We start from the raw sequence: 20,806 nt of genomic DNA on the forward strand, positions 1-20,806 counted from the left end.
AGCCGGCTATAAAGCGTGGGTACTAGTGGAGTCAGGGTCGAGTCATTTGCGGGAGGGGATAAGGATGGCCATCCAGCGCTTGGTGCCAGCTTTTTTGGCTTGCTCCGAGGAGCTGAACTGGGTGCGCGGCATAGAGTCGCGCTTGCCGGCACCGGCGGCGGGCTTGCGCTTGTGGTGCAGCACAAGGCCCTTGTGGGTGTGCTGCCGGCAGCCGCGCCGCACCCGTATTACGTCCTGAAAAGGGCCGGGGCCGTTGGCAACCAGCATGGCGGGTACTTCCGCCGGGCCGTCCGCCTCCACCAGGTAGTCGCTTTCCGACAGGGCCTGGTCGGTGAGCTGGGGCGAGATAATGCGGGAGATGATCAGAAGGCTCATCAAAGCGGCTAGGCGCGCGAGGAGCATAAGGGAACTGACTGCATGCATGCGGCGAAAGAAAATGGAGTGGAAAATAAACCGGTACCGGGCGGGGCAACGGCAGGAAAGAAGCAGGAAGTCAGCGGCCCGGGGCGGACATACCGGTGGCGGGCCGCTCCGGAAATCGGAGTGGCAGCACGCAGGGCAGAGGCTCGGCGAGGCTTAGCTAATCAGAGAGAAACAGGCGCTCCGGCACCGTCAGGCGCGGGCTCACGCGCAGGCTCACGAGCAGAATCAGGAACTGGTAGAACAGGATGCCGTAGTTGGTCTGGCCGAAGATGCCGAACTCCGTAACCGAGTTGATCAGCAGCGGAATAAACAGGCCGATAAACAGCAGGCGCTGCGTGCGTTCCGGCGTGGTGGCAAAGCCGCGCAGCGTAAACCACAGCTGCGCCAGCACCAGCCCAAAGCCCACCAGCCCCAGGTTCATGAGCACTTGAATGAAGGTGTTGTGGGTCATTTGGGCGGCGTAGGTGTGGGTGCTCTGGAAATAGTCGGTGTAGGCGATGCGCATGAAGCCGAAGCCCAGCAGCGGCTCCTTGGGCAGGCCCTCCGTAAGCAGCGCCTCCCAGAAGGGCAGCCGGCCGGTCAGGCTCATCACCTCACTTACCCCGCCCTGCTTGATGAACACCGTCTGGACCACCACTGGCACGGCCAGCAGCACCGCCGCCATACCGGCCAGCCGCAGCCGGGCGTTGCCGGAGTTCCAGAGGTAGAACAACGCCACCAGCAGCAGCCCGATCAGGGAGGAGCGGGAGCCGGTGAGCACCAGGGCGTACACCACGGGCAGCATTTTGAGCACCGCAAGCACGGGCCGCTGGCGGTTCAGCAGCTCGGGCAGCAGGCAGGCCACGCACACGCCGCACAGCATCCCCAGCTCGTTGGGGTTCATCAGAAAGCCCCCGAGGCGGGCTTCCTCGCCGCCGTGCGTGAGGCGGTAGAACACGTCGGGCGCCACCACCATGCCCACCAGAAAGCCCACAATCAGAATCCAGGAGGTGGTGGCCAGCACGCGGTGCAGGCGCAGGCTGCTGCCCGGGAAGTAGGTGCCGAGCAGCAGAAAGCACTTCACGAAGTAGTAGGCAAACACAAAGCTTTCCACGTCCATGAGCAGCTGCAGCAGCGAGTAGCCCGGGGCCGTCGACCACATGACGGAGGCCGCGCCCAGCAGCAGGTAGGCGCTGTAGAACAGCGGCGCCAGGCTGTTTTGCCATTGGAACGAGGCAACGGCCCCGCGGTGCAGCACCCGCCGGTAGAGGGCGTAGGTGGCCATGGTCATGCCCACGCGGCTGATGGTTTTGAACACCTGCGTGAAAGCCACACTGTCGCTCCAGGTGAAGAAGCCGGCCAGCTTGATGAGCAGCACCAGCGTAAGCAGCACCTGCATGCTGCGCAGGAAGGGGCGGTGGTTGGGGGCCGTGGCGTTATGCATGGCAGGCGCGCTGATACATACTGTGGTACTGGGTCAGGAGCTGCGGCCAGGCAAAAGCCGTGGCTACCATGTGCTGGCTGTGCAGGCCGCGCTGCTGCCGGGTGGTGCTGCGCCACTGCTGGTGCATCTGCTGCAGGCTGGTAGCCAGCTGCGTCGGTTTTGCCTCGGGCAGCACCTGGCCGCACTCATATTGGCGCACATAGCTGCCCAGGTTGGTGGCCTCGGTCACCACGCACGGAATGCCCAGCGCGGCCGCCTCCAGCACGGCCGTGGGCAGGCCCTCGTAGTGCGAGGTGTGGGCAAAAACATCGAGCTGGCTGAGCAGCGCCAGCTTTTCGGGCCCGAAGCGGCTGCCCAGCACGTGCACCGTGCCGGCCGGCACGGCCGAGGCCCAGGTTTCCACCTTGGCGCGGTCGGGCCCGTCGCCGATGATCCAGAGCTCGGCATCGGGGCGGGTGCGGGCAAACTCGCCGAAGCCCGTAATCAGGCAGTGCAGGCCCTTGTGGTTGTCGTCGAGGCGGCCGCAGAAGCCCACCCGGAATATCTCGGCCGAGGCGGTGCGCGGCCAGATGGTTTCACTGGGGTTGACCTCGTAGCCGTAGGGCAGCAGGCAGGGGTTGAGGCCGGGCAGCCGGCGCTGCAGGCCCTGCACCTCGCTTTGGCCCAGGCAGTGCACCTGCGCGGCATTCTGCAGCACAAACTGCTCACACACGCTCAGGTACACACGCTTCACGAGGCCGTTTTTGCGCATGGCCTGGGTGCTGTAGCTGCCGTGGGGCGTCAGCACGTACGGGACGCCCAGCGCTTTCAGCTGCCGGGCCGCCGAGTAGTAGGCCGGCACGAAACCGCCATGCAGGTGCACCACGGCCGGGGCCTGCACCGCCGCCAGCGCCGCCAGCAGCTCCCGCGACAGCTGAAACGGCGTGCGCTGTGCCCGGAACAGCCGCGTCAGGAATTCGTGGCGGGGGTGGCCGGCTTCCACGTCGCGGGTGATGCCCCACACTTCCACGTCCCAGCCGGCGCGGTGCTGCTGCGTGGCCAGGGCGTGTACCACCTTGTTCACGCCGTTCATGCGCTCGGGATTGGCTTTGCCCAAGATCAGGTGAATAACTTTCATTGCGTTTTGAGTTGGGCCGGGCCCGGATTAATTGGAAGAAGTTCGGCCTGCGCCCGCCACACGGCCAGAGCCCAGTACAGGCCCATCGTGAGCTGGGCCGCAATCCAGCCGAGCACCACGCCGCTGGCCTGCCAGTGCGCCACTAGCCCACGGGCCAGCGCAAACGACACCACGATGCTCAAGGCGTAGCCAATGAAATAGGGCCGGGCATTGTGCAGCAGCCGCACCGTAAGCCGAAGCGGATACACCAGCAGAATCACCACGTAGAGCACGCAGCACCAGCGCAGCACGGCGGCATTGGCGGCGCTGCCGGCCTGCAGCCAGCCCACAATAGGCCCGGCCAGCCCAAACAGCAGCCCGATGGGACCAGCCGCCAGCAGCAGCATGGTGCGCCGCAACCGGGCACGCTGCTGCACAAACAGCTGGGGCTGGCTGCGGAAGCTGTGGCTGAGTTTAGGCAGCGCGTAGTTTTCCACGGCCTGCAGGCCCACGTTGAGCACGCCCATAAACGTCTGGGCCAGGCGCAGAATCCCCAGCATGGAGGCGCTGCCCGCGAAGCCGGCAAACACCAGCAGCGCGTTCGACGAGGCCCACTGCAGCAGTACCGTCGGGAGCAGCCACCGTGCCTGCTGCCCGTGGCGGGCGGCAAAGGCCAGCGTGGTGCGCAGCGGCAGCTGCCAGCGCAGCCCCAGTGCCCGGGCCGAAAGTGCCAGCGCCGGCACCGTCGTCAGGCCCACCACCCACAGCACCGCCGCCAACGACGGTGCCCCGGGCTGCAGCGCCCAGTACAGCAGCACCAGCAGCTGCCCGCCCGCCGACACTAGGTCGCTGAGCAGGGCCACTTGCACCCGGCCTTCCGTGAGCAGCAGCTTACGGGCCGTGTCCTGGGCGCCGGCGGCTACCAAACACACCAGAAACGCGGGCAGCGCCGTGGTATCGTAGGGGAGCAGCAGCGTGGCGGCCGCTACGGCTGCCACAGCCAGCAGGCTGAACGTGAACTGCATGCCCAGCAGCGCCTGCCGGTAGGCGGGCTGCTGCGCCGGGCTGGTGTCGCCGTGCACCAGCTGCATGGGCTGGCTGATGAGGGCGCCCTGCACCGCCAGAGCCAGCAGCAGCACCAGCTGCCAGGCGCTGTAGGCCCCAAAAGTGGCCAGCCCGCACAGCTTGGCCAGGAAGATGTTGGTCAGGAATGAGGTGGCGCTGACCACTGCCTGGCCCGCCACCACCCAGTAGCGGGCCGGCAGGGCGGCCACCCTATGCCGTAGCGGGGGCGCCAGCAGGGCGGGGAGCATCAGCGAATTTCCAGCTGGCCTGCCGGACCTGGCGCTTGCGCAGCAGGTGCCACAGGCCCGGCTCGTAGCCTTCCCGGTTCAGGCAGAAGTACACGTTTGGCAGCTTGTACTCGTCTACCAGCAGCTCCAGCTCGTGCAGGCGGTGCAGCGGCGTGGCGCAGCTGTCAATCAGCACCAAGTTCACGTCGGCACCGGCCATCACGGCCAGGCTGTGACTGTCGTCGTCGAGGGGCAGGTTGTGCACCAGCAGCAGCTCCGTGGGCATGGCCGCCGGGTCCGGCGACTGCGGATCGGCGATGCGCAGGCCGCGCACCTTCTTGCCCTGCGACTGCAGCGCCGCGCTCAGGTTCTCAAACACAAATCGCTGGCCTTCTTCTTCGGTGAACGACGTCACGACCAGCTTCTGGCCCAGCGAGAGCAGGCCTTTCAGCTCCAGGCGCGTGGTGAGCTGCCGGAAATAAGCGGCGCGCTGCGCGGCAGCCGGCAGAAACGGAATGCTGGCGGCCAGCGGAATGCGCGACTCCCTCTGCACATGCATCGTGTTGGTAGGCGTGGCGCGGATGGCGGCCAGCAAATACACCAGCCCAATGCCAACCACCATGCCCAGGAAGCCCGACACCAGCACAATCAGCGTGCGGTTCGGCGACACGGGGTCGTTGGCGGGTACGCCCTCCGAGATGATGCGGTGCGACGAAGTAGGGGTGGCCTTGGCAATTTCGGCCTCCGTTTTCTTCTCGTGCAGCATCGTGTAGAGCTTCTCATTGAGCTGGAAGTTGCGCTCCAGAATGGCCATGTTCTTCTCGCGGGTCGGCAACCCCACAAACACCTGCTCCGACTGCCGGATGGTCTGGTCGATTTCGCGGTAGCGGATGGTGAGGGCGTTGCGCGTGTTCTTGATGCTTTCCAGCAGGTAGCTGTTCAGGTCGGCCATTTTCTGGTCGATGGCCACTACTTTCTCGTCTTCGGGCTTGAAGCGCAGCAGCAGGTCGCGGCGGTCGGCCTGCAGATCCTTCATCTTCTTCACGATGTCATTGGAGAGCAGGTCGTTGAAGGCCTCGAAGGTGGGGGCCAGCTCCAGCACGTTTTTCTCGCCCGAGCGCATATAGCGGTACAGGTCGTTGGCGGCGGCCAGGCTCATGTTGAGGTTGGCGCGCTGCAGCTTCATTTCCGCAATCTTGTGCAGCTCGGTGTCGGTTTCCTGCCCGATGTTCACGATGCGCTTCTGGTCGCGGTAGCCCTCAATGGAGTTTTCCGAGCGGGCCAGGTTGGCGCCCACCGACTGCAGCTGCCGGTCGATGAAATCGACGGTGGTGTTGGCCACTTTGTACTTGTTTTCCAGGTAGTCGGCCATGTATGTGGCCGTGAGGGCATTCACCAGGTCGGCGGCCTTTTCCGGCACCGCGCTCCGGAAGCTCACCCGAATCACGGCCACGTCCTTATCTACGCTGGTGATGTCGAGGCGCTCCAGCACGTCCTGCATCAGCTGGGCGCGCGAGTGCTGCACAAACTCGTAGTTGTCCTGCAGCTCCAGGCCGGGCTTGGCGCTGAGCAGCTGCTGGTTTTTGCCAATCACGATGTCGGCGCCGGCGCAGTGCAGGCGCTGGCCGAAGCGGCCGTTGAGCGTTTCGCCGCCCGGCGTCGTCAGCGCGAACCGGTCGGCCGACTGAATTTCCAGCTGGAAGGGCTCGTCCTGCCACAGCGCGTTGTAGAGCTGCAGGTTCACCGAAAACGGGCTTTCGCGGTACATTTCCGTCTTCCGGATTTCGCCTACCCGGTAGGTGCTCACGTCGAAGGCCAGCCGGTCGAGGGCTTTGCTCACCAGCATCCGCGACTTAAGCAGCTCTACCTCGGCGCCGGTCTTGTTGTTGGGCGAGAAGGCGTCGGTGGTTTTCACCAGGTTGCTGTTCACGGCGCTTTCGTTGGCTTCCGCCAGCCGGATTTTGGCCGTGCTTTCGTACACCGGCGTGGTGTAGCGCAGGTATTGCACGGCGGCCAGCATGGCCAGGCCCATGCAAAGCAAAATCAGGGGCAGGCCGCGCCAGAGCGGGCGCAGCACCCGCAGGTTGTTGGTTAGCTCGTTCATAGCGAAAACAGCAGGCGGGTAAAGACGATGATGGCGGTCATGCTGGAGGCAATGGCCAGCGTGGAGCCCGATTTCTTATCGAACTGCTTGCCGGTGCGAGCGGGCACGTATATCACGTCGCCGGGCAGCACCACCACGTTTTTGAGGTCGAAATTCTCGATGCGGGTCAGGTCCACTTCAATCTCATGGGTTTCGGTGCCGCTGGCGCGCAGCACGCGCAGGTGCTCCTTGTCGGCATGGATGCTGAAGTCGCCGGCGCGGCCCAGCACTTCCACCAGCGTGTTGCGCTCTTTCTCCAGCAGCTGCGTGCCGGGCGTATTTACCTCGCCGAGCACCGTAATTTCCTTGTTCAGCACCTTGATGTTCACCTGCGGATTCACAATCCACTGGCTCAGCACCTGCTTGAGGTTGTTTTCGGCGTCCTGAATGGTGAGGCCTTCCACCGGAAACGCGCCCACTTTGGGCAGGGCGATTTTGCCGTTCACGTCAACCAGCAGCCACTTGCCGTAGATTTCGTTGGAGTTGTAGATGCTGTAGATCGAGCCTACGCTCAACTCCTCGTGGTCCCAGACGCTTACGCTCAGCTTATCGTCTTTGCGGATCTGGTACTGGTAGTCGGGGTCCAGCGTCAGGCGCTTATACTCGGTGTGGCTCGACGACTGAAACAGGTTTTGAGTGCAGCCGGTCAGCAGGCTTAGCAGCAGGAGCAGTAGCCCCAGGGGTAGGTGTTTTTGCATGATATTAAATGTTGTTGAGCGTCAGCCCCCCCACCAGCAGGCAGGCGAAGCTCATGAAGTTGAAAAAGGACAAAAGGCGGGAAGGGCGGTTGGGCTGCTTGCGGGCCAGCATGGTGCGCATCAGCTTGATTTTGGCCAGCACGCTGCCAATCTTGGCGGCCAGCTGCTCATCCTTGACGATGTAGTCGAAGGCCCCGAACTTGAGCGACTCCACGGCCACTTCCACCTGCTGCTGCCCGCTCACGAACACCACGTAGATGTCGGGGTTGAAGCGCTTAATGGCCTTGAGTGTGTCCGTGCCCGACACGTTGTCCATCACCTGGTCGAGGAAGATAATGTCGGGTTCCTCGGTCAGGGAGTTCAGGCAGGAGGCTCCGTTTTCAAAGGCGTATACATTGTCGTAGCCATTGGTGCGGAGGGCGTGCTCAAGCAACTGCCGACAGAATGGGTCGTCGTCTACCAGAAAGATTTTTTGTTTGTGCTGTCGCATAGTGGTCGTTTTGGTCGGCAATAGACCAGTTGCGTACCAACTTTGATTTTTGAATTAACTGTATGATTATAAGTGATATATGATTTAATGGATGCCAGTGCCAGGTCTTTTTTGTGGACTATGCTCCAGAAAATGGAGCGTTGCGCGCACCTCTGGCACAGTTCGCGCCAGCCGAAAAAGCAGCCCGCCGGGTTGGGGCCCGGACCAAGGTTGCAGGTGTAGCAAACGTCCTCTGTCACTCCCAATAGGGTAGCTGCCGCACGCGCGGCCGGCTGGCCGGTTGCCCATGCCGTGGCCGGGCGCGTTTTCAGGCATTCTGCTCCACCAGATAGACGCATTATCCAGTGGCTGGACACTGGTAGGTATATAGCTCTTGATGTAAGTTTTTGATGGATAGGTGAATAAGTGAATGGGCAGTCGTTGGCCCTGCTTTCGCTAGCGGGGCCCCGAACATTTCCGGCCGACTGAATTCGGCCTCGTCCTTCACCTCATCCCTTTCCCTTTATGGCTACTTCTACCGTTGCTCGCACCTGCGTGCCTGAGCGCATGACTGCAATGCAAGGTTCCCGGCGGGTTACGCGTCGGCTGGCGGTGCTGGCCGGGCTGGTGGCGGGCAGCTACCTGCCCGCGCAGGCACAGGCTCCACTTGATGCAGCCTGGCGCTGGGTGGCCCACTCCACCGAAAGCGGGGCCGCCGTAGTGCAGAAAGCCACCACCGATGCCATGGGCAACAGCTACATCACCGGCCGCTTCAGCCGCCAGGTGCGGTTCGGGGAATTCCGGCTGCAAAGCGCCGGCAGCAGCGACATTTTTGTGGCTAAAGTGTCGCCGGCCGGCCAGTGGCTGTGGGCCACCGCTGCCGGCGGCCCCGAGTCCGACATGGCCGCGGGCATCGTTCTCGATGCGCAGGGCAACATTGTGGTGGCCGGTTCCTTCTCGGCCACGGCCGCCTTCGGCACGTTGGCCCGCCGCAGTCAGGGCAGCCACGACGTATTTGTGGGCACGCTCACGCCTGATGGCCGCTGGAGTACCGTCAGTAGCGCCGGCGGCCCCGACCAGGACCAGGCCACCGCGCTGGCCATTGATGCCCAAAACCAGGTGCTGGTGGGCGGCCGCTTCCGAAACAGCGCCAGCTTCGGCGACTTTACGCTTCGCGGCTCATCTGACTCTGATGGTTTCGTGGCCAAGCTCGACACGCATGGCCAATGGGCATGGGCCAGCCAGTCGGCCGGCACCGAGCAGGCCGCCGTCAGCAGCCTGACCGTAGATGCGGCCGGCAACACCTACGCCGTGGGCTACTTCGCCGGTACTGCTGCTTTCGGAGCCAGCCGCCTCAGCGCCGCGGGCACCCACGATGCCTTTGTGGCCAAGCTGGCCCCCAACGGCACCTGGCTGTGGGGTATAGCCGGCGGCGGCAGCAGCACCGACTATGCCAAAGGTGTGGCCGTGGCAGCTGACGGCAGCGTATTCGTGACGGGCTCCTTCAGCGGGCACGCCCGGTTTGGCAGCACCGACCTCACCAGCCTGGGTGGCGACGACGCCTACGTGGCGCGGCTCAGCAACCAGGGCGAATGGCAGTGGGTGTACACCATCAAAGGCAACGCGCTGGAAGATGCCACCGACGTTTGCCTGGGCCCCGGCGGCAGCATCTATGTTACCGGCCGCTTCAGCCGGGGCGCGCAGTATGGCACCACGGCCCTGGCCAGCAAAGGCAGCACCGACGTATTTGTGGCCCGCCTAAGCAAAAATGGCCGCTGGCTGGACTTCCTGTCAGCCGGCAGCACCTCGTCCGACGAAGCCAGCACTGTGAAGCCCAGCCCCACCGGCGACGTCTTCGTGGGCGGCACGGTGGGCACGGCCGGCAACTTCGGCAACGTGTCAGTGGGCGAAGCCAATCCATCTGTGTTCATTGGCCGACTGCAATTTCCGGCCCGCTCTACGGTCGAAATGTATTAACCCCCGATCTGGCCGACGTCACAGCACCGGCGGCCGCCAAAAACAAGCCGGCTTCTTCAGCGCAGAAAACTGCTGAGGAAGCCGGCTTGCTTTTGTTGCGGTAGGTGATGCAGAACGGGTAGTAGGCCTTACTGCTGGCTGACCACCACACTGGCCGCGTTGCCACCGAAACCGGCCGCATTCACCAGAATCCGCCGAATGGGCTTATCAACTATTGAAGCCAGGTCAGTGGTGAAGGGGGCGGGCAGCCATTGTTGGGATTCCAGCACGTGGCAGGCGAAATCGAGGCTGAGCGCGGCGGAGGCCCCCAGCGTGTGACCCACCAGCCATTTATTGGACAGCAGCGGCGGTAGCGTCGGGCCGAAGATGGCGCGCAGGGCGGCCCGCTCGGCCGCGTCGCCGGCGGGGGTGCCGGGGCTGTGCAATACTACCGCGTCGATGTCGGCGGAAGTGAGATTGGCCTGGGCCAGCGCCTCGCGTATGGCTTGCTGGAAGTGCTGGCCCTCGGGCGAGAGGCCGGTTTTGCTGCCGATGGCCTCAAACCCAAAGCCGACCCCGGCCAGCACCAGCAGCGGGCTTGTTTCGGCCGCGGCTTGGGCAGCGGAAAGATGCTCCAGCGAAAACACGGCCGCGCCCTCGCCTAGTACAAACGTGGAAGGCCGGCCCGCGCCCGGCCGGCAGGGCCAGTCGGCGGCCGCCAGGGGTGAGTAGATGCCAATGGCGCGCATCTGGGCCAAAGTGAAATCGGTGAGCGGGGCCTCGGTGCCGCCGGCCAGAAACCGGGTGGCCATGCCGGCTTTCAGCCAGGCCCGAGCATTGCCCAACGCCTGAAACGCGCTGCTGCAGGTGCTGGAGTGGCTCAGGGCCGCCCCGCCGTGCTGGCCGGCATCGTAGGCCACCCAGCTGGCCACGTTGCCCAGCGTGGTCAGCGGCGAAGCCGCCACCGGCACGCTGCCTTCGGCCAGAAACCCGGCGTGAAACTCCTCCAGCCGCCCCGTCGCCCCCCGGCTGCTGCCGATGCTCACGGCGAGCGGACTGGATTGGTGGAGTGGCGGGGTGGTGGGGTGGAGTGGTGGGGTAGAGTGGTGGTGACTTGGGCCGGCTCCTTCAACCCGCGAATCCACCATTTCACCATTTCCCCATCCGGCCTGGGCGGTGGCTTGGCGGGCGGCCATCAGGGCCAGCAGTACGGTGCGGTCGAGCTGGCGGTAGCTGGGGTGGCGGCGCAGCTCGGTTACGGCCGCTTCGGCAGGGGCGGGCAGGGCGGCTACGGGTACGCCGGTGGGGTGGGTGGTGAAGGGGGAAGAGGGGGCGACGCCGGAGGGTGGCAGCGCCAGGCCCAGCGCCGATACCCGGCCCCGGCCCCGGATAACGGTAATGGCTTCGGCCTCGGTGCGGGAGTTAGTCATGCAGGATTTCGGGCAGGTTGGGGGCGGGGGTGAAGTCGAGCACTAAGTGGCGCATGCGGCGCAGCACGTCGTAGAGCAGGCCCAACTCCTCGTCGGTGGTGCAATAGGGCGGCAGCAGGTACACCACGTTGCCGAGGGGGCGCAGCACCACGCGGTGGTCGAGGGCGAGCTGGTAGAAGGCGTCGCGCAGGCGGCTGAAGTAGCTGGTGCCCTCCCCGGGGTCGTACTCCACGGCCAGGATGGTGCCCCGGTGCCGCACCGCCCGGATGCCTGGCTGGCCCTCAATTTCCCGCCGGAACGCGGCGTGGGCCGCCTCGATGCGCTGGCGCTGGTGGGTGCACTCGTCGGCCCGCGTGAGTTCCAGGCTCGCCAGGGCGGCGGCGCAGGCCACCGGGTTGGCCGTGTAGGAATGGCCGTGGAACAGCGCCCGCATCTTGTCGTGGCTCAGAAAGGCCTCGTATACCGGCGCGGCGCAGGTGGTGAGGCCCATGGCCATGGTGCCGCCGGTGAGGCCCTTGGAAAAGCACATAATGTCGGGCTGCTCCGTCAGCAACTCGGAGGCAAACAGCGGTCCGGTGCGGCCGAAGCCGGTCATCACCTCATCCGAAATGCACAGCACCCCGGCCTGGTGGCAGCGGCGCAGCATCTCACTCAGCACTTCGGGCTCGTACATCACCATGCCGGCCGTGCCCAGCACCAGCGGCTCGAAGATGAAGCCGGCCACATCGGAGCGGCGCAGCAGCTCGTCGAGCTGGGCCAGGGTTGCGGCCTCGTGGCCCGGCACCGGTACGTCGAGGAATTGCACGTCGAACAGCAGCGGCCAGAAGGGCTCGGTGAAGGCCCCGCGGGCACTCACGGCCATGGCCCCAAAGGTGTCGCCGTGGTAGGAGTTCTGGAAGCAGAGGAAGGTGCGGCGTGCGGGCTGGTCCTGGTTGTGGAAGTACTGCAGCACCATTTTCAGGGCCACTTCCACGGCCGTCGAGCCGTTGTCGGAGTAGAACACGCGGGCCTGGTTGGCGGGCAGGAGCGCCAGCAGCTGCTCGGCCAACTCCACGGCCGTGGGATGGGTGAAGCCGGCAAACAGCACGTGCTCCAGGGTGCGCAGCTGCTCGCTCACGCGCTCCGCAATGGCGGGGTGACTATGGCCATGCAAATTCACCCACCACGAGGAAATGGCGTCGAGGTAGCGGGTGCCGTCTTCGGCAATCAGCCAGCTGCCTTCGCCCCGTACAATGGGGATAGGCAGCGGGGCGGTTTGCATCTGGGTATAGGGGTGCCACAGCACGGCGGCGTCGCGGAGGGCAAGGGAAGTAAGTTGAGGCATTACGGGTGGGGCCGGAGGTACCGGCCGCTGCAAAGCTACAACCGCCCGCGCTGGCGGTGGTTTGATGCGGGATGGACGGGGTGTAGAGACGCAACATCTTGCGTCTCGTCGTTGCTGATGTTGCACTTGTCCAGAAGTTGGTAGGCCATCATGCTGAGCGCTGGTTACTGCGTGAAATCGTCAGCACGCAGGACGTTCAACGACGAGACGCAAGATATTGCGTCTCTACCCCGTCATCATGCTTTTCTACAGCCCGAACCACGCCCGGAACTCGGCGGCGTAGCGGCTGACCACGGCGGACGTTACTTCCGACTCGAACAGCACGCGGGGCATAACGGGCACGCCGGTGTGCGCCGTGATGAACTCCTCGGTGGCGGGGGTGGGCTCCCCGTTGAACACGAGGCCGCGCACGCGCAGGCCGCGGGCCTGCAGGGCTTCCAACGTGAGCAGGGTGTGGTTGATGCTGCCCAGGTAGTTGCGCGACACTACCACCACGTCGAGGGCCAGCTGTTGGGCCAGGTCGGCAATGAGGAAGCCGGGAGCCAGGGGCACCAGCAGGCCGCCCGCGCCTTCTACCAGCAGGTGGTTATCGGTGGCGGGGAGCTGAAAATCCGCGGGGCGCAGGGTGATGCCTTCGGCGGCGGCGGCGGCGTGGGGCGAGGCCGGCAGCTGCAGCCGGTGCCGCTCGGGCCAGAAGCGGCTGACGGGGTTCTGCACGAGGCCGCGCACAGTAGCCGCGTCGGTGGTGGGGGTGAGGCCGGCCTGCACGGGCTTCCAGTAGTCGGCCTGCAGGGCTTCGGTGAGAATGGCCGATACGAAGGTCTTGCCTACGTCGGTGCCAATGCCGGTAATGAAAAGTCGTTCCAAAGGGAGGGGTTAAATGGGTTTAGCGAATTGTCATTCCGAGTGAAGCGAGGAATCTGAGTCGGACCGTTGGAGGGCTAACCCAGATTCCTCGCTGCGCTCGGAATGACAGCCGAAATTTAAAATGCGGGCTTGCGGCAGCGCAGGTGCAGGAAGTACGGCACCACCCGGGCCTTGCGCAGAAACGGGTGCGCGGCCATCTGTTCCGCGGTGGGGCACGGCTCCTGCATTCCTTCCAGCACGAAGCCCGCTGCTACCACAGCCGCCACCCATTGGCTCATCGTCAGGTTAAATACCGGCACCCGGAATGGCGCGTGGCGGGCCTGCTCCTGGGGCGGGGCGGCATGAAACATCCACTCCTCGGGCTGGCCGTGCTGGTAGTCGAAGTAGCCGCCCACCTCCACGGCGTAGGGCCGTCCCTGAGCGTCGCGTAGGTTCTGGCGGTGGGGCGTGGTGAAGCAGGGGTGACTGATGGAAAACTGCAGAAACCCGCCCGGCCGCAGCACCCGGAACGCCTCGCGCAAAGCTAATGCCGGGTCGGGCACGTCCATCAGGTACATGAAGGAAGTGCCGAAGTCAAACGTCTCCGCCGCAAACGGCAACGCGGCGGCGCTGCCCACCAGGTACCGGATGCCCAGCAGCTCGGCCTCCTCAGTCTGCTGCGCCGCCGCCACGAATACCGGCGCAATGTCGAGGGCCGTGACGTGGGCGCCTTGTTGGGCCAGCAGGCGCGTGTTATACCCCTCGCCGCAGCCGATGTCGAGGCCCGCGAGGCCGGCTACCGGGGGCAGCCAGGCGAAGAAGGCGGGCGTGTTCAGGTGGTTGCGGTACACGTCGTAGCCGGCGCGGGCCAGAGTAGTCCAGGCAGGGGCGTTGCGGTTCCAGTATTCACCTACTTCCTGGTCGTTCATAAGCGGTTGGGGGTTGGTGATGAACGGGGCGTTAGCATTTCTCCTGTTTCGCTTGATTCACTAGCCCAGGGTTTAAACCCTGGGCTATGGAGCGGGTGTCGTTGGCACGGCAGTGAATGAAGTTGCGTCTCTACATCGTGCCAGCGGCCAGTACGGTGGCCAGCCCGTCAATTTCAGCTTCCGAATTATACGAATGGATGATGAGCCGCAGCCGCTCGGTTCCGGCGGGCACCGTGGGCGAGACGATGGCGCGCACGTCGAAGCCGACGGCCTGGGTGGCGGCGGCCACGGCGCGGACGTGGGCGGGGCCGGGGTTGCTGGTGAAGAACACGGGGTGAATGACGTGACTGGCTTCCGGGACGTGCAGGCCGGGCACCGCGTTCAGGCGGGCTTTCAGGTAGTCGGAGAGGGCAAACAGCCGGGCGCGCTCCGGGCCGAGGTCGGGCAGCAGGGCGTAGGCAGCCGTGAGGGCGGCTACCGTGAGCGGGGGCAGGGCGGTGGTGTAAATGAAAGGCCGGCTGAAGCTCAGCAGGTAGTCGCGCAGTACGGTAGGGCCGGCCACCGCCGCGCCCTGGCTGCCCAGGGCCTTGCCGAAGGTGAGGGTGCGAGCAAACACCGCGTCTTCCAGTCCCAGCTCGGTCACCAAACCTTCGCCCTGGGGGCCGTAGAGGCCGTTGGTATGGGCCTCATCCACCACCAGATACAAACCCTGCTCCTGACATAATTCCGCCAGCTCAGTCAGCGGGGCCACGTCGCCATCCATGGAATACAACGCTTCCACGGCCACGAATACGCTGCCGGTAGCGCGCGGCAGCTTGCGGCGCAGGTCGGCTACATCATTGTGGCGGAAGCTCCAGGCAGTGGCGAAGGAGCCACGGATACCGTCCTTCACGGAGGCGTGGGAAGCGTCGTCGTAGAGAATCGTGTCGCCACGCTTGGGCACGGCCGCGAAGAAGCCCATGTTGGCCGCGTAGCCGGAGTTGAACAGCAGCGCCGCCTCGGCCCCGTGGAACTGCGCCAGCGTGGTTTCCAGCGCTTCGGCCGCGGCGGAGTTGCCGGTGAGCAGGCGCGAGCCGGTGCTGCCGGCAGGCGCGTGAGCGGCGGCCTGCACCGCTGCTTGTACCTGCGGGTGCCGACTTAGCCCCAGGTAGTCGTTGGAGCTGAAATCGACGAGGCCGGGGGCAGGCGGGGCGGGCAGGCGGCGGCGGGTGCCGACGGCTTCGCGCTTGGCCAATTCTGCCTGCAGGCGTTGGTGGAGAGGAGAGGACATTATTTGTTCGTTTTCTCGCCGGGTAAGGGAAACTGGCGTAGTAAGCCCAGGGAATCGGGCTGCCACCCCAGTTTCTGGCGGGCTTCCCGGCGGACGGCCGTTTCAATCACCTGCTCATTGAGCATACCCAGGCTGGCTACGTGCAGGGCCACATCGGGCAGTGCATCTTCATACAGAATGTACGTGCGCTGCCCCAGCCAGTACCACATGCCGACCACGTTGCCGGGACTAGGTGGCCCGTAGCGGCGGGTGAGTTCCTGCAGCACAAGTCGGGTTTTCTGCTCCTTCCGCAACTGATACGTGACGCCGACAAACTTTCCGCCCCGAAACCAAAACTCCGGGTGTGCCATCTGGCGGGCCAGGGTCACGGTATCAACCTGGGGTAGGAGGCCATATACCCGGCTGGTTTTCCAGCGTTTTCCGGTTCCGGAAAACTGGGGCCGCAGGTAAGAAATTGTGCCTTCGGCTGCTCCAAACGGCACGCCGTGCACAGCATAAGCAGAGTCGAGCGACGTCAGGTACGGTTTCTCCTTAACCCGACCTTGAGCATACCCGAAAACGGGAAGCACAAGTAGCAGCCAAATACCTGATTTACTCACCGCAGAGCATGAATTAGTCCAGAAAAGAAACGCTCCTTCGGCACAGAAGTCGTGGCCGAAGGAGCGTTAACAAATGGGGGAAGCCTGCCTACGCCTCCACTGCCGCCGTGCGGCCGAGTACCGTAGCACCCTCGGGCACGTCTTTGAACGACTTGCGGGGCTTGAGGCCGAGCAGGGCAAACATCTGCTTGTCGGCGTCGAAGTCGGGGTTGGGCGTGGTCAGCAGCTTCTCACCCGAGAAGATGGAGTTGGCACCGGCCAAGAAGCACAGGGCCTGCTCCGTCACGGGCATTTCCTGACGGCCGGCCGAGAGGCGTACCATCGTGTGGGGCATCAGGATGCGGGCCGTGGCAATCATGCGCAGCATTTCCCACACGCTCACGCGGGGCTGGTCGGCCAAGGGCGTGCCTTCCACAGGAACCAGGGCGTTTACCGGTACCGATTCGGGGTGGGCGGGCAGGGTGGCCAGCGTGTGCAGCATGGCAATGCGGTCCTCGTCGGTTTCGCCCAGGCCAATGATGCCGCCCGAGCACACCGAAATACCGGCCTTGCGCACGTGCTCCAGCGTGTTCAGCCGGTCGTCGTAGGTGCGGGTCGTGATGATGTCGTCGTACTTCTCGCGGCTGGTGTCGAGGTTGTGGTTGTAGGCGTACAGTCCGGCCTGCTTGAGGCGCTCGGCTTGGTACTCGTTCAGCATGCCTAGCGTGCAGCACACTTCCAGGCCCAGGCCGTTCACCTGCTCCACCATGCCCAGCACGCGGTCAAAGTCCTTGTTGTCGCGGATTTCGCGCCAGGCGGCACCCATGCAGAAGCGGGTGGAGCCCGAATCTTTGGCGCGCTGAGCTGAGGCTAGCACTTCGGCGTCGGGCAGCAGCTTATGGGCCTGTACGCCGGTGTGGTAGCGGGCGGCCTGGGGGCAGTAGGCGCAGTCTTCGGGGCAGCCGCCGGTTTTCACGCTCAGCAGGGTGCACACCTGCACTTCGCCGGTGGCCTGCGTCTGGGCGTGGATGGCGGCGGCCTGGGTGACCAGTTCCAGCACGGGCTGGTTGTAAATAGCGTGTACTTCGTCGAGGGTCCAGTCGGTACGGAGCGTCATGGGTGGGATGCGTTTCGGTGGTTGATAGTCGTCGGGCAAGGGGGCCAAACGGGGCGGGCCGCCAGCGCCAAAGCTGCCAGCGGCCCGCAAGATACAGGAGAAGCGGATTTGTCGGGTAGTTACAGCGTCCGAATTACCCGGCAGGGGTTGCCCACGGCCACCACACCGGCCGGAATATCGCGCGTAACCACGCTGCCGGCCCCGATGGTCGTGCCTGCGCCAATCGTCACGCCCGGCAGCACCAGCACTCCCGCGCCCAGCCACACGTTGTCGCCGATGGTGATGGGCCAGGCAAACTCCCAGCCGGCCACGCGCGGCTCTACTTCCACCGGGTGGCCGGCCGTGCTCAGCACCACGTTGGGTGCCACAAACACGTTGTCGCCGATGACGACCGGGGCGCAGTCGAGGACTGTGAAGTTGTAGTTGGCGTAGAAATTTCGGCCCAATTGAATGTTGTAGCCGTAGTCGCAGCGGAAGGGAGCTTCGATGTGGGCGTCGGTTTCCCGGCCGAGCAACTCGGCCAGGACCTGCCGGTTGAGGTCCACGGGCTCCTGGTTGTAGCGGTGGCAGAGCTGCTTGGCGTGTCGGCGCTCGGCTACCAGCTCGGGGTCGTTGGCGAGGTACGGCTCGCCGGCTAGCATCTGTTGTTTCGGGGTCAGGCTCATGGTTAAAAGTAGCGCGAACTTTGTAGTTCGCGTCCCCGCGCCGTCAGAACTGTTCTAACGGCGCGGGGACGCGAATCGAGCGGAGCGGAGGCGCGAACTACAAAGTTCGCGCTATTGCTGGCGGCTAGTTATGAAACGTTGATTCCGGCTCCGGGGCGGCAGTGGTTTTGGCGTCGCGGGTGTTTTTCTGTACCGCAATGGCACCGAACAAGCTTAGCAGGAAGGCCATGGCGTAGAAGCCTTTTTCGCTCAGTAGCAGCGTGGCGTTCCACAAACCCACCGTGAGCAGCCCGATGGCCAGAATGGTGGAAAACCAGCTCAGCCCGTAGTAGATGCCCGTCACGGGAATACCCTCTAGCTGGTCGCGCACCGATTTCTGCAGCGAAATCCCCGAAAACAGCCCGTACATCAGTACCGTGAAGTAGTAGCCTTTCTCGTTGAGCGCCATCTGGGCGTTCCAGAGGCCGATGATGAAGGCGGCCATTCCGGCCAGCAGGGCAAACCAGGAAGCGGCAATAAAGGCGTTGGAAGGCTTGGTGGTGCTCATGGCAATCAGGTAGCTGAAAAGTAGAACAGAACCGGGGTAACTCCCCGACGCCTCAAACATAGACGGTTACGCATGGAATACACTACGCATATTTTTCGATGATCAGACTTCACAAAGCACACCCGGAAATAGCGGAAGTCCTCACTGCCTGCACATCATCCGGGGCGTTTAATGGCATTTATAAGCGGATTTGGCACCTAATTGCCAATTTATACTCCACTGGTCAGCATGAAATTCTTCCTTAAAAATCCGATGAAATCAGACTTTTTACTTCTTGATTTCACTTGCCTAGGCCACCAATAGAAACACAAACGGCCTGCTCGTTTCGGAGCAGACCGTTCGGAAAACAGGGGCCGTGCTGGCTCGGGAAGCCAGGCGCTTAGCGGCGCTTGCCGGGGCGGCTGGCACCGCGGGAGCCGCGGCTGGAGGGTTTGCCCGTGGGCGGGCCGCTGGCGGCACTCTTGCCGGGACCGGCCGGGCGGCCTGGCCGGGTGCCGGCCTTGCCCGAGGGGCGGCCTGAGCCGGCGGTCCGGCCGGCCGTGGCCAGGCCCTTGCCGGGGCCGGCTGGCCGAGGCTTGCGGCCCGCGCTGGGTTTCTCCACCCAGGCGCCAGCCGGAGCCGTTTTAGACTTGCGCGGGGCCGCATCGTCGGGGAGGCCGGCAGGGGTGCGGATGACGGTTTTGGGCAGGCCGGTGCCGGGGCGTGAGGTCTTACGCGAAGGCCGGTCGGCCCAGTTGTCGGCGGTGGAAACGGTTTTGCGGCGGCGCGGTACCGAGCCGTCATCAGTGCCGCTGGAGTGCTCAATCATCTCAAACAGCACCTTCAGCTCCTTTTCCGTCAGCTCGCGCCACTCGCCGGGGCCCAGGCCCTTCACGTTGATGTTCATCACCCGGATGCGCTCCAGCTGCACCACTTCGTAGCCGAAATGCTCGCACATGCGCCGGATCTGGCGGTTCATGCCCTGGATGAGGGTGATGCGGAAGATGTAGGGCGTTTCCTTCGTTACCTTGCATTTCTGCGTCATCACGCCCAGAATGGGCACGCCGTGGGCCATGGCGTCGATGAACTGGTCGTTGATGGGCTTGTCGACCATCACAATGTATTCCTTCTCGTGCTGGTTGCCGGCCCGCAGGATTTTGTTGACGATATCGCCGTTGCTGGTGAGCAGAATCAGGCCCTGCGACTCCTTATCGAGGCGGCCGATGGGGAAAATGCGCACCGAGTGCTTGATGTCGCGGATGATGTTGTCGCGCACGCTCGTGTCGGTGGTCGTGACGATGCCCGGCGGCTTGTTGTAGGCAATGTAGACGGCATCTTCCTCGGCCCGCGGCTCAATGGCCACGCCGTTCACCACCACGCGGTCCTTGGTGGTCACCTGGTCGCCGACGTGGGCGCGCTTGCCGTTCACCAGCACGTTGCCCTGCTCGATGTGGCGGTCGGCTTCGCGCCGGGAGCACACGCCGCTTTCACTGATGTATTTATTGAGACGGGTCGCCATGGGGGTAGTGCGTAGGGCCTGGAGCTGGGTGCATAGGCACTTGGGCAGGCGGGTAAAAAAACAGGCTGCCGGCCCCGGGAGGGTCGGCAGCCTGCAAAGATACGGTATAGCGCGGCGGCGGCCTTACTCCGCGGGCCGGGTTTCCCGGAAAAGCGCAAACAAGGCCGCTTCCAGCTCGGCGGGCAGCGTGGGCGGCACTACCGGTTGCAGGGCCAACGCCGGGCCTGCGTCAGCAGGCGTGTAGGTGCCTGTGGTGGTGGTAAACCGCAACCGGCCCTGCGCAAACTCGCGCTGCTGCTCGTCGCCGTCGGCGTGCATAGCCACGAAGGTGAGGTGGCGGAGCTGGCGGCTGGCGCGGTCGAAATACAGCCAGAAGTACACGTCGCCGGGGTTGTCGCTCTGCACATCTAGCCGCTTGATTTCAAAGATGCTGGCCGTATCGGCGTTGAGGAGGAAGAGGAGGCGGTAGGGGATAGGCATCTTGATTTGAGAACGAGTAAGACAAGCAGATATGCCGCAAAATTACTGAAAGCGTATTCGCCGCTCCGTGTAGCTGCGCGGCTTATCCTTCCAGATTGTAGTGCAAGTCATAGAATCTTTGCGTCTTCAAGTCATATAATACCGACCATAAAGCAGGTCCCCCATCATAAAACCATTGCAGTTCCCGGAGCCAGCGCGGAGTTTGTCCTGAAGGTTCCTCTACATCATAGATGAACAGGTTTATAAACAGACAGGGGTGTCCTTCAGCATTGTGAAAACCGTAATACTGCCGGCGATACTTTGCTAACTGATTTTTGATGATGGTGGGATAGTCGGCGTAGTAACTGTTGAGTGGCTGGTTATTGACTCGCCCAAGGTCAACTTTTGCTAGCTGTTCTTCGGCGCTCACCAGCTGTGCTTTGCTAGGGGTGAAACGCTTGGTACCCTTCAGCAATTCCTGGTGATCCAATCGTGGCTTGGCATCTGCCGGAAAGCTGGCGCAGTTGGCTTGCGGCAAAGAATACTGTAGCGCAATTGTATCTCCTCTAACAGGTGCTTCTTGCGCAATAACTGGGTGCTGAACGAAGCAAAGGGATAAGATAAAGGAGAGAAGTAAGCGCAT

General features: G+C 63.9%; 20 protein-coding genes. 1 reads left to right on the plus strand and 19 read right to left on the minus strand.

Translation table 11 applies throughout. The features are described from left to right. Positions 1-42: 42 nt before the first annotated feature. The 7 genes from O9Z63_RS04010 to O9Z63_RS04040 form a co-directional block, all read right to left on the minus strand. Complete coding sequence (locus O9Z63_RS04010) at positions 43-375, minus strand: hypothetical protein (protein ID WP_270128016.1); 333 nt, start codon at positions 373-375, stop codon at positions 43-45. Positions 376-580: 205 nt separating this feature from the next. Continuing rightward, positions 581-1,846: an O-antigen ligase family protein gene (locus tag O9Z63_RS04015; protein WP_270128017.1), complete on the minus strand. Its 1,266-nt coding sequence runs from the start codon at positions 1,844-1,846 to the stop codon at positions 581-583. Next, positions 1,839-2,963, minus strand: a complete 1,125-nt coding sequence (locus tag O9Z63_RS04020; RefSeq protein WP_270128018.1) for a glycosyltransferase family 4 protein — start codon at positions 2,961-2,963, stop codon at positions 1,839-1,841. Before O9Z63_RS04020 ends, O9Z63_RS04015 begins: the two co-directional genes overlap by 8 nt. After that, a complete protein-coding gene (locus O9Z63_RS04025; RefSeq protein ID WP_270128019.1) occupies positions 2,960-4,255 on the minus strand; it encodes a lipopolysaccharide biosynthesis protein in 1,296 nt (431 codons plus the stop codon). Before O9Z63_RS04025 ends, O9Z63_RS04020 begins: the two co-directional genes overlap by 4 nt. Further along, entirely contained in the window at positions 4,218-6,338 is a 2,121-nt protein-coding gene (locus O9Z63_RS04030; protein ID WP_270128020.1) for a GumC family protein, read from the minus strand. Before O9Z63_RS04030 ends, O9Z63_RS04025 begins: the two co-directional genes overlap by 38 nt. Further along, positions 6,335-7,075, minus strand: a complete 741-nt coding sequence (locus O9Z63_RS04035) for a polysaccharide biosynthesis/export family protein (RefSeq protein ID WP_270128021.1) — start codon at positions 7,073-7,075, stop codon at positions 6,335-6,337. Before O9Z63_RS04035 ends, O9Z63_RS04030 begins: the two co-directional genes overlap by 4 nt. Positions 7,076-7,079: 4 nt before the next feature. Next, a complete protein-coding gene (locus O9Z63_RS04040) occupies positions 7,080-7,565 on the minus strand; it encodes a response regulator (protein ID WP_270128022.1) in 486 nt (161 codons plus the stop codon). 546 nt (positions 7,566-8,111) lie between these two features. Between O9Z63_RS04040 and O9Z63_RS04045 the strand changes: the two genes are divergently transcribed. Further along, positions 8,112-9,521, plus strand: coding sequence for an NHL repeat-containing protein (locus O9Z63_RS04045; protein ID WP_270128023.1), 1,410 nt, complete (start codon positions 8,112-8,114; stop codon positions 9,519-9,521). 128 nt (positions 9,522-9,649) lie between these two features. On the opposite strand, the gene O9Z63_RS04050 is transcribed toward O9Z63_RS04045, so the two are convergent. The 12 genes from O9Z63_RS04050 to O9Z63_RS04105 form a co-directional block, all read right to left on the minus strand. After that, positions 9,650-10,930, minus strand: a complete 1,281-nt coding sequence (locus O9Z63_RS04050; RefSeq protein WP_270128024.1) for a beta-ketoacyl synthase N-terminal-like domain-containing protein — start codon at positions 10,928-10,930, stop codon at positions 9,650-9,652. After that, complete coding sequence (bioA, locus tag O9Z63_RS04055; protein ID WP_270128025.1) at positions 10,923-12,254, minus strand: adenosylmethionine--8-amino-7-oxononanoate transaminase; 1,332 nt, start codon at positions 12,252-12,254, stop codon at positions 10,923-10,925. Before bioA ends, O9Z63_RS04050 begins: the two co-directional genes overlap by 8 nt. A gap of 246 nt (positions 12,255-12,500) precedes the next feature. Next, complete coding sequence (bioD, locus tag O9Z63_RS04060) at positions 12,501-13,121, minus strand: dethiobiotin synthase (RefSeq protein ID WP_270128026.1); 621 nt, start codon at positions 13,119-13,121, stop codon at positions 12,501-12,503. Between the two features lie 116 nt (positions 13,122-13,237). Beyond that, positions 13,238-14,029: a class I SAM-dependent methyltransferase gene (locus O9Z63_RS04065; RefSeq protein ID WP_270128027.1), complete on the minus strand. Its 792-nt coding sequence runs from the start codon at positions 14,027-14,029 to the stop codon at positions 13,238-13,240. Positions 14,030-14,159: 130 nt separating this feature from the next. After that, positions 14,160-15,299 (minus strand): aminotransferase class I/II-fold pyridoxal phosphate-dependent enzyme, encoded by a 1,140-nt coding sequence (locus tag O9Z63_RS04070; RefSeq protein WP_270128028.1) that lies wholly within the window; start codon positions 15,297-15,299, stop codon positions 14,160-14,162. Further along, positions 15,299-15,667, minus strand: a complete 369-nt coding sequence (locus tag O9Z63_RS04075; protein ID WP_270128029.1) for a hypothetical protein — start codon at positions 15,665-15,667, stop codon at positions 15,299-15,301. The genes O9Z63_RS04070 and O9Z63_RS04075 overlap by 1 nt, the downstream gene beginning before the upstream one ends. Before the next feature lie 319 nt (positions 15,668-15,986). Then, positions 15,987-16,994 (minus strand): biotin synthase BioB, encoded by a 1,008-nt coding sequence (gene bioB / locus O9Z63_RS04080; protein ID WP_044013170.1) that lies wholly within the window; start codon positions 16,992-16,994, stop codon positions 15,987-15,989. 119 nt (positions 16,995-17,113) lie between these two features. Beyond that, positions 17,114-17,659 (minus strand): sugar O-acetyltransferase, encoded by a 546-nt coding sequence (locus O9Z63_RS04085; RefSeq protein WP_270128030.1) that lies wholly within the window; start codon positions 17,657-17,659, stop codon positions 17,114-17,116. A 124-nt stretch (positions 17,660-17,783) separates the two neighbouring features. Beyond that, on the minus strand, positions 17,784-18,206 hold the full coding sequence (gene yiaA / locus O9Z63_RS04090) for an inner membrane protein YiaA (protein WP_270128031.1): 423 nt from the start codon (positions 18,204-18,206) through the stop codon (positions 17,784-17,786). Positions 18,207-18,585: 379 nt separating this feature from the next. Beyond that, positions 18,586-19,704, minus strand: a complete 1,119-nt coding sequence (rluF, locus tag O9Z63_RS04095; protein ID WP_270128032.1) for a 23S rRNA pseudouridine(2604) synthase RluF — start codon at positions 19,702-19,704, stop codon at positions 18,586-18,588. 123 nt (positions 19,705-19,827) lie between these two features. After that, the gene (locus tag O9Z63_RS04100; RefSeq protein WP_270128034.1) at positions 19,828-20,184 is read right to left on the minus strand and encodes a hypothetical protein; all 357 of its coding nucleotides are present in this window, start codon (positions 20,182-20,184) and stop codon (positions 19,828-19,830) included. Positions 20,185-20,266: 82 nt separating this feature from the next. Beyond that, on the minus strand, positions 20,267-20,806 hold the full coding sequence (locus O9Z63_RS04105; RefSeq protein WP_270128035.1) for a hypothetical protein: 540 nt from the start codon (positions 20,804-20,806) through the stop codon (positions 20,267-20,269).

Origin of the sequence: Hymenobacter yonginensis (assembly GCF_027625995.1) — a bacterium.
Classification (GTDB): Bacteria; Bacteroidota; Bacteroidia; order Cytophagales; family Hymenobacteraceae; genus Hymenobacter; species Hymenobacter yonginensis.